At 43.7% G+C, this 9,611-nt stretch carries 10 protein-coding genes; all 10 read right to left on the bottom strand.

What is annotated here, in order from left to right; all coding sequences use genetic code 11:
• The coding region (locus tag AC1DSE_RS23180) for an AAA family ATPase (protein WP_477528253.1) at positions 1–1,187 on the bottom strand (1,187 nt) is incomplete at its 3' end.
• Position 1,188: 1 nt separating this feature from the next.
• A complete protein-coding gene (locus AC1DSE_RS23175; RefSeq protein ID WP_477528252.1) occupies positions 1,189–1,719 on the bottom strand; it encodes a hypothetical protein in 531 nt (176 codons plus the stop codon).
• A 114-nt stretch (positions 1,720–1,833) separates the two neighbouring features.
• Positions 1,834–2,331 carry a cell wall elongation regulator TseB-like domain-containing protein gene (locus AC1DSE_RS23170; protein WP_477528251.1) on the bottom strand — a complete coding sequence of 166 codons (498 nt, stop codon included), beginning with the start codon at positions 2,329–2,331 and terminating at the stop codon, positions 1,834–1,836.
• Between the two features lie 32 nt (positions 2,332–2,363).
• On the bottom strand, positions 2,364–3,665 hold the full coding sequence (locus AC1DSE_RS23165) for an amidohydrolase (RefSeq protein WP_477528250.1): 1,302 nt from the start codon (positions 3,663–3,665) through the stop codon (positions 2,364–2,366).
• Entirely contained in the window at positions 3,646–4,302 is a 657-nt protein-coding gene (locus AC1DSE_RS23160) for a redox-sensing transcriptional repressor Rex (RefSeq protein WP_076265706.1), read from the bottom strand. The genes AC1DSE_RS23165 and AC1DSE_RS23160 overlap by 20 nt, the downstream gene beginning before the upstream one ends.
• Entirely contained in the window at positions 4,299–7,205 is a 2,907-nt protein-coding gene (dinG, locus tag AC1DSE_RS23155) for an ATP-dependent DNA helicase DinG (protein ID WP_477509631.1), read from the bottom strand. Before dinG ends, AC1DSE_RS23160 begins: the two co-directional genes overlap by 4 nt.
• Before the next feature lie 16 nt (positions 7,206–7,221).
• A complete protein-coding gene (locus tag AC1DSE_RS23150) occupies positions 7,222–7,935 on the bottom strand; it encodes a hypothetical protein (RefSeq protein ID WP_477509632.1) in 714 nt (237 codons plus the stop codon).
• Between the two features lie 122 nt (positions 7,936–8,057).
• Positions 8,058–8,441 (bottom strand): aspartate 1-decarboxylase, encoded by a 384-nt coding sequence (panD, locus tag AC1DSE_RS23145; protein ID WP_076265703.1) that lies wholly within the window; start codon positions 8,439–8,441, stop codon positions 8,058–8,060.
• Positions 8,368–9,318, bottom strand: coding sequence for a pantoate--beta-alanine ligase (gene panC, locus AC1DSE_RS23140; RefSeq protein WP_477509633.1), 951 nt, complete (start codon positions 9,316–9,318; stop codon positions 8,368–8,370). Before panC ends, panD begins: the two co-directional genes overlap by 74 nt.
• Positions 9,315–9,611 (bottom strand): 3-methyl-2-oxobutanoate hydroxymethyltransferase (locus AC1DSE_RS23135; RefSeq protein ID WP_477528249.1); only part of this gene is annotated, 297 nt, incomplete at its 5' end. The genes panC and AC1DSE_RS23135, both read right to left, overlap by 4 nt.

Below are 9,611 nucleotides of genomic sequence, written 5' to 3'. Positions count from 1 at the left end.
GCAGCGGCTCCGCCTAATGCAATCATAATTTGACCGTTAAGGAACTGTTTTGTGTACAAATATTGATCCTGCTGCGGATTGTGACGAACATAACCTAACGCTTGACCGCGCGGAGACAAAGCAACCTGTGACACGCTGCCTGGACGCATTAGTTCTGCCATAATTGCATGTCCGAGCTCATGAAGTGCAATCCGTTCACGCTCTTCTTTTGATGCCTCACGATCCGTTTTTTCACCCATCAAAACCTTATCAATAGCCATCGATAAATGCTGTTCAGCGATGGTTTCACTGCTCTCACGCATCGCATAAATCGCCGCTTCATTCATGACGCTCTCTAGCTGTGCACCTGAGAAACCAAAGGATTCACTCGCAATCCGTTCTAAATTCACGCCTGGGCGGATAGGTTTATTTTTCGCATGGATGTTCAAAATATGCAATCTGCCCTTTTTATCAGGAAGCTCAACACCGATGTGCCTGTCAAATCGACCTGGACGGAGCAATGCGCTATCGAGCATTTCCTTACGGTTAGTAGCCGCAATTAACAAAATACGTGGAGATTCATTTGCATAAATACCATCCATCTCGGTTAATAGCTGATTCAAGGTTTGATCATACTCGCGCTGCTGACCGCCATCTCGTTTGCCGCCAATGACTTCAATCTCATCAATAAATATAACAGCGCTGCTTTTTTTCGCTTTATTGGCTTTTGTACGCGCCTCTTTGAATAGGTCGCGAATACGTCCTGCGCCTACACCGACATACATTTCTACAAACTCACTGCCGGATGCAGCCAAATAAATCGAATCAGTATATTGAGCAGCTGCCTTAGCAAGCAGCGTCTTTCCTGTTCCTGGAGGGCCAGACAGCAAGATGCCTTTTAATGGCCGAATACCAAGCTTAGCAATTTGTTCTTGATGAACGAGAAAATCAAGCGCCTCTACAAGCTCCTGCTTGGCACGCTCCTGACCTCCGATTTCCTCAAAGGTGAGTGGTGTCATTTTCTCCTCAGAACGCCGCTTCTGGCTAGACAACGCGGTCAGCTTGCCTCTACCTCGTGCTGCATAAACTACGGCAAAGCCTAACACACCCAGCAATACGATGGGAACAACATTTTGTCCAATATATATAAAAAAAGCAATAAGAACAGGAAGTGAGCCTATCGCAATTTCTTTACCATATTTCATCATATTACCATGCCTCCAATTGGTTTGGCGTGCGTGGCAGGACGATATATTTCACCGCTTCATTATTTTTAATCGTAATATACACATTCGTATCATCCATTTCAGTCGTCACGGTGACATCTTTCATGGATTTTGCTGCTTCTTTCATCGCATCTGGAATATGAGAGTAGGTTTTGCGCTCCATCGCCTCTGCAACTTCAWACATGGAAGCATACCACAGATCTTCAAGCTGCTTATTCGATTTTTCTTCTATATTAAGCTCAAGCTTACGGTCGCCAACTACATCTTTTCCGTTAGCCGCAATACTTTCATAGATGTCCCGGAGATTCGCATCCGGCGTTAATTCAAGAGAAATAGCTACTTTATTGCGATCCATAACTGGTTTTTCTGAAGAAACAATACCTTTAATGCCTTTTGTAACTTTCTCTAATGGAGCTGCTACAGCCACTTGATTATATACAGCCCAGCCTCCGAACAAAACGGAAGCGGAAATTGCAGCAGTAATCACGATTGGTATTACACGTGGTCTCATCATTATGAAAATCCCTCCTGCAATAAATTTATGAACACTCCGTATATCAACACCGCTATACGAAAGTATATCATGAAATTATGCAAGAATCGTCCATCAATAAAAGGAAACGGAGCCTTATGGCCCCGTTTTTGCTGGTAACGTATAAGAATCAATAAATGCACCATCATCAAAACGGTAGAAATCATATCGGTAAWGATCAGGCTTTTCACCGTCATTATAATAGATCTCCCACACCGTTTTGTCATCAAGCAGACCCGGCTGAATTCTCTTTATTTCTGCCAATGGCCTCTTGCTGATGAAATCATCTTTGAGTGACTTCTCAGAAATGCCTTCCGTCGCTCTCATGATAACTGGTTGTTGCTTCTCAGTCAGCCATACGTATACATGTTCATCCTGTTGATTAATACCTTCAACGACCCAACTGTTTTTTTGCCATATATGATGATGTACCTTTTCTATCTCGATAAGATCAGCTGCTTTAGTCGCTTGTTCCTTCGCCGCATTAATTGCTGTCCACTCAGGGGACTGAACTTCACGGAAATAGATAAAGGAAACGGTTAGAAGCAGCAAGAGGAATGCTGTAATTAACAACAACCATCGCTTAAGTGTCATAAACGGCTTTCGTTTCCTTGCTGTTGCTCGCATTAAGCTTGCAGCAAGCGATCAAAGCTCGCTTGTGCCTCGTAACGAATTTTCTCCTCATCAAGCCAAGTGCATTCGCCGTTTTTCAATACTTGTCTTCCATCAATCCATACATGCCGCACATCGCGGCCTGAACCTGAGTAGACCAAATGTGATACGATATCCGTCTGAGGGTAGAAATGCGGCTGTTCAATATCAATAGCGATGAAATCTGCCTTCATGCCTACTTTTAGACTACCAAGGCTCTTCTCTTGCCAAATGGATTTTGCCCCATTCACTGTACCAAGCTTCAATGCTTCCAAAGCAGGGATAGCAGTAGGATCTCCAGATACACCTTTATGAAGCAAAGMCGCGAATCGAATTTCCTCAAATAAATCAAGATTGTTGTTGCTTGCCACACTATCTGTTCCAAGCGATACCTTAACACCTGCGCGAATCAAATCAGGAACACGTGCAATGCCGCTAGCAAGCTTAAGATTGCTTACAGGATTATGTGAAACCGCAACTCCTTTAGCAGCAAGCAGCTCGATCTCAGCATCATTCAGATGTACGGCATGCGCAACAAGTGCAGGACGTGAGAAAAAGCCTAATCGATCCAAATGTTCGACCGGACGAAGTCCATAATCACGCACGTTTTGCTCAACTTCCGCTATCGTTTCCGACATATGCGTGTGCAAAGGCAAATCAAAGTCATGAGCTGCTTGTACAAAACGTTCAATATATGCTGGTGGACATGTATAAGGCGCGTGTGGAGAAATCATCGTGGTTATGCGTCCATCGGCTTTCCCGTTCCAATCACGGGCAAAAGCAATTGCCTCAGCAAGCTTAGCTTCCTGTACATCTGGTGGACATAGTCCGATAACGCCTCTTGTCAAAACACCGCGGATACCGCTTTGCTCAACCATTTGAGCAACTTGATCCATGCGATCATACATATCAACAAAAGCTGTTGTACCTGATTTCAGCATTTCTACGATCGCTAGAGAACTTCCTGCACGTGTATCTTGATCAACATATTTGCCTTCCATTGGCCACATTTTCTGTTCCAGCCAAACCTGCAAATTCTGATCATCGGAATATCCGCGAAGCAAGCTCATCGCCGCATGTCCGTGAGTATTAATAAGTCCTGGCATAAAAGCCAGCTTGCTGCCGTCTATTTTTTGCACCGTTTCAGAAAGCTGTTCAGGAACAGCCGTACCTATATAACTAATCCGATCATCGGATACAACCATATGTCCTCTAAATGATGGATTTTCGTCATCCATCGTTATAAACAAACCATTTTCAATCCAAATCTGACTCATCCTGCGTCTCTCCCTCTTTGGCTAAATAATAGGCTAAGCTAAGCAATTCCCTTGTGAAATCAGCATTATGTATTCGCATTTCATCCGGTACTCGTAGAATAGCAGGGGCAAAATTCAATATTCCTTCTATGCCTGCTTCGACAAATTGATTAGCTACATTTTGTGCTTCAAATGCTGGAACGGTAATGATGCCGATCCGAATATTTTGCTCTGCAACCGTTGCAGCAAGCTCGCTCATCGGCATTACAATCAAATTATTAATGCTCGTTCCAATTTTGCTCGGATGTACATCGAACACGGCGGTAATCTGCATATTATCCTTGGAGTATTTATTGTAATTGCATAAGGCATGACCTAGATTGCCGGCTCCAACCAACGCAACCTTTATCGTCTGATCAACCTTCAAAATTTGACGTATCTTCTCAATTAAATATACAACATCGTAGCCTACGCCCTTCCGTCCAAACTCTCCGAAATAAGCGAGATCTTTACGAATTTGAGCAGGATTTAAATCAAGCTTTGTGCCTAAATCCTGCGAAGAAATGGTCTGAATCTCACGATTAAGCATTTCATTTAGTACTTGCAAATAAACGGGAAGCCTTCTGACGACAGCCTCCGATATTTTCGTTTGCTTCATCGTTTTTCCTCCTCTTCGCTAGACACAGCTTGATTTTCCTGCGGCAATGCTGCATTTTCATCCGTTAACCATTCTCTCATTCGCACGACCATTTGATCCATATGCATCGTTTCGATTTTTGGTCCTGGCAGTGAATATAAGAAGTGTTTACCGTAGTAAGTGTCGATTATTCTAGTATCATATATGATTACGATCCCTTTGTCTTGTGAAGTCCTTACTAGACGCCCAAAGCCTTGTTTAAAGCGAATGACGGCTTGGGGAATCGACAATTTCATAAAAGGATTTTGTTTCTGCCGCTGCAGCATCTCAGCTTTTGCTTCCACTAAGGGATGGTTAGGCGGTTGGAATGGCAAACGAACGATGGCAAGGCAAATCAGAGCTTCTCCGGGTATATCTACACCTTCCCAGAAGCTGCTCGTGCCAAGTAAAACGGACTCTGGCGTTTGACGGAAACGTCTTGTAAGCTTCGTGCGATTGCCGCTGTCTATTCCTTGTCCTAGTACTTGAATTCCTGCAACGCTTAAAAGCTCTTTAAGCGGCTCGTAGACCTGCCTCAGCATGCGATAGGACGTGAACAGCACTAGCATTCTGCCCTTCGTTTCCTTTGCAGCATCAGAAAGCGATTTTACAAGCATATCCAAATAGGTGTCATCTACAGCTGCTCCCTTGAGTACTGGGAAGTTGCGTGGAATGACAACTAATGCCTGCTCCCGGTAATTAAACGGAGAAGGCAATTGAACGGTTTTAAGCCTGCCCTGCTGTTCATATCCAGTTAACCCAAGCTGCTCCTCCGCGTATTGAAAAGATTTTTGCACAGATAACGTTGCAGAGGTTAATACGATACTTTCTTTGACATCAAAAAAATATTTTTGCAGCTGAGCGCTTACATCTACTGGCACACCGTATAGCTGCACAGATCTGTAGCGGTATACGCTGCTTGCTTCAATCCAAAACACAGAGTCCACAAGCTCTAAGGTGATAAACGTTCTAAGCTCATCCTTAAGTCGAGACAAATCACGTACCGCGCCATTTAAATCCGTTATTATCGCTTGAACACCGGAATCGTCAACACGGTCTTTAATATCGGTAACCATTTTATCGACGGTTCGAATGACTCGGTTAAGTTCAGTGTGGATATTTCCTTCAACCGTAACACCGTCCTCCCAGCCTGCTGGAAGCTCGTTTTTCTTAAGGCGGCATACCGACTGACCATTCTCAGTTGGTCCATCCGATGAAGTTGAAGTAAAGCTATAAAACATTTCAAACAGCTTATCCCAGTGCTCCTTAATTTCTTGGAAAATAGGAATAACGGTATCAATCGTCTCTAACCAGGAAGCTTGATGTGCGTCATCCTCATACATAAGCTTCTGGCGAAGCCCAGGCAATAATCCAGAGCGCGCATCTTTATAAAGCCGAAGAACAGCCTGCGTCAAAGAGAAGTAGTTAATTTGCATACCTAGATGCTTGCCTGCAACCTCTTCCACATGATGTGCTTCATCAATAATGAGATGAGTATAGGAAGGCAATAAACGATGATCTGCTTGAACATCCGTAAATAACATTGAATGATTCGTTATCGTAACATCAGCAATGTTTGCTTCATGCTTCGCGCGATGATAAAAACATCTTTTGAACCAAGGACAAGCTCGATTTAGGCATGAATCCGTATCGCTCGCTACCGTAGACCAAAACTCAGCACCCTTGTTGCCGAAGTTAAGCTCTTCCTGATCGCCAGTTTCCGTTTCTCCAAGCCATACGACCATTTGAGCAGCTGTAACCGTATCCTCAATCGGCGATACAAGATCTTTTGTGTTGATTTTACCTTCAAATTTGCGCAAGCATAAATAATTCCCTCTGCCTTTAAAGATCGAAGCTCTAAACTCAAATGGCAGTATTTCCTCAAGCAATGGCAAATCGCGTTGACGAAGCTGCTCCTGCAAATTGATTGTATGCGTACTAACGACAACTTTTTTGCCGTTCTGAATGCCATAATAAAGCGCAGGAATTAAATAACCAAGCGACTTCCCTGTTCCTGTCCCTGCTTCTATAAGTAAATGCTGATTCTGATTTAGAGCGCTGTGCACCTCTTGAAACATGGCTACCTGCGCTTCTCTTTCCTCATAATTCTCAAATTTCTGTTCGAAGCGTTGTCTTACATCAGCTAAATAATTGTCAAATGAAACATCTGTTAATGGCAGCACACTTGTGCCGCCTGAACGCGGAGGCTGTTCATCGCTCCATTCGCGAACCTTCAATGCAAATTGATTAAAATAGTCATATTCATTCGATTCGAATACAGTACTATATTCCATCTGCTGCCCAGTATGCTTAATAAACCAGCTCAAATCGCTGCCGTCATCTACAAGCGTGGAAAGCCGCTGCAAAGTAAGCAGCGGCAATTTGCGAAGCTTTTTTACCGTTTCAATTAGCAATAGCGCAGTTGCATTTGCATCGCTGTCCGCGCGGTGATGTTGATCATGTGGTATTCCAAAGAGCTCAGAAACAGCTCCAAGCTGATACGTATTAATTGTAGGATATAAAATTCGTAATAATTCAATGGTATCCAGCCTGCGTCCTGCAAAAGGACGCCGACCGCATCGTGCTAATGCTTGGTTTAAAAAACCGGCGTCAAAGCCAACGTTATGAGCGACCAAAACGGCATCATCCAATAACGGAACCAGCCCTGCAATAACCTCTTTGAGAGTTGGGGCATCCGCAACGACCGTTTCATCTATGCCTGTTAATTGTGTAATGAAGGCCGGTATCGGGATATTAGGTCGAACAAAGGAGCTATACGTATCGATAATTTCAAGCTCCTCTGAAACGATGACTAGCCCAACCTGCAAAATATCATCATCCGAGCTGTGTCCCGTCGTTTCTAAATCCAATACTGCAAATTTCATTTATTCCCCGATCCTCTCACAAACAGCACAGCTCCGTGCTTCCGAAATATAACGATAAGTGCTTGGGTGTTTCTTGACATGATTTCAAATTGTTTAACGGATCCTTGAAGCTGGGACAGACCTCATAAGCTTTCATAAATAATTGCTCTGCTTGTGCCAAATTCATTTGCACCGCTTGAATGCATCCTAGCGCATTATAGCCCATTGCAAGCCAYTTGGGGAAGTCCGTCAATACAATCAGCAATTGAAAATGCCGCTGAGCTTCACTCCAGTTCTGGAGGTGCATCTGAGTCATGCCCAAAAACAGTCTAGCCAAATTACATTCCGGCGATTGTAGAATAGCCGCTTGAAATTGCACTGCTGCTTGCGAAAACATAAATAGCTTGTAGTAGCCCTGCCCTTTGGAGATGACCGCAGCAAGCTCGTCCGAGATTTCAAAATCTGAAGTTGGACTGCTGACTGCGATACTTACAGGTACACTTGATTGAACCGCCCCTTCTGGGGCTTGTTCCTGAACTTGCGATACTGCTGCTTGATCGCCTTGCTGCTCCTTGAACTCAGAAAACTTCTCTTCAAATTCAAGCCATTGTTCAATAAATGTGTCACTTACTTTTTTGAGCTCAAGCATTTGCTGTTCGAACTGCTGCTTTTCACTTGCACCTGCACCATCGTACTGTTCAATAATTTGATCAAGCATTTCGTTCATGGATGAAAACATATGCTGGAACATACCGCATCCCGCCTTCGCCAAAGAATTAAGGAGTGTTATGTTCATTTTTTGTCTCAACGCCGCTTTTCATACAGCATCCCATTCGTTACATAATACAGGGACTAACGTAGTGAAAGATCAAATTACAGGATTGTCGCGTGCAGCTCTTCGTTTAAAATGGTCAAGGGACGATTGTTCGCATCCAAAATCGTTACAATCGGTTTGTGTGCTTTAGCATCAGCGTCAGTCATCATCGCATAAGAAATGATAATCACTTGGTCGCCTGGCTGAACTTGTCTAGCGGCTGCGCCATTCAAGCAAATTACGCCAGATCCGCGTTCACCTGTTATGACATAAGTCTCAAAGCGAGCACCATTATTATTGTTAACGATTTGAACCTTTTCATTTTCCCATATGTTAGCTGCATCCATCAAATCTTCATCTATTGTAATGCTACCGACATAATTCAGGTTCGCTTCCGTTACTGTTGCCCGGTGCAACTTGGATTTCATCATCGTTCTGAACATGCTGGTTCACCTCCGCTATCTGTAATATCCGATTATCTATAAGCCTTGTTGCGCCAAACTTTACAGCTAATGCCAAAATTAACGGTTGCTGAATCGTATTTAATAAAACTTTTGCATCTAGCACCTGCAGGGATGGATAGTGAAGCAGCTCCACATAATCAATTACAGCTTCACTCGCTTTCACCAATTGCAGCTTCACTTTAGCCTCCAGCCGCTCAGCGGTCATATCAGGCTCATTCATCCAGTCAGAAGCCTGCTGCAGCGTTTTGGACAAAACGACTGCCTGCTCACGCTGCTCCGCATTAAGAAATACGTTTCTTGAGCTTAAAGCAAGACCATCCGGTTCTCGAACGATTGGACTTGGCACTATTTCCACTGGAAAATTAAGATCTCCAACCATTTGCTGAATGACAGCAACCTGCTGAGCATCCTTCATGCCAAAATAAGCACGATCAGGAGCAACCAAATGAAACAGCTTGCTAACTACCGTTCCCACTCCGTCAAAATGTCCAGGTCTGGAAGCGCCGCATAAACGATCCGTTACCTGATTGACAATGACCATTGTCAGCGGCTTATTCGGATACATTTCTTGAACGGAAGGAATAAACACGATGTCGATCCCGCATTCTTCTGCAAGCGCAAAATCACGCTTCTCATCTCGTGGATACCGATCCAAATCTTCATTAGGTCCAAATTGCAGTGGATTAACAAATATGCTAAGCACAGCGGTATCATTTTCGGCATGTGCTTGGCGCATTAAGGAAGCATGACCTTCATGCAAATAACCCATAGTTGGCACAAAACCAATGCTTTTATTTCCCTTGCGCACAGCAGTTAACTGCTGCTTTAGTTCAGCTTTCGTGCGGCAAATGATCATTTCAATTTGACCTCCTTATTCGCGAGGTCCTTATTTTCAGTTATGTTAAGATTGCTGCTCTCAGAGGAGCCACCATACAAAGAAGGAATATGGGCAGGTTGTGCATTAAATACATGCTCTTCTTCAGGAAACTGGCCTGTTTTCACATCGTCTACATAAGATTGGATCGCATTTCTAATGGTTGTTCCAATATCTGCATAGGTTTTTACGAATTTTTTCTCAAAATAAGGAGATGAGTATTGCAAAATATCATGATATACAAGCACTTGGCCATCGCAGCCGCGACCTGCGCC

It is taken from the genome of Paenibacillus sp. 01L418 (genome assembly GCF_056400045.1).
This window is presented reverse-complemented; position numbering and strand designations above follow the sequence as displayed.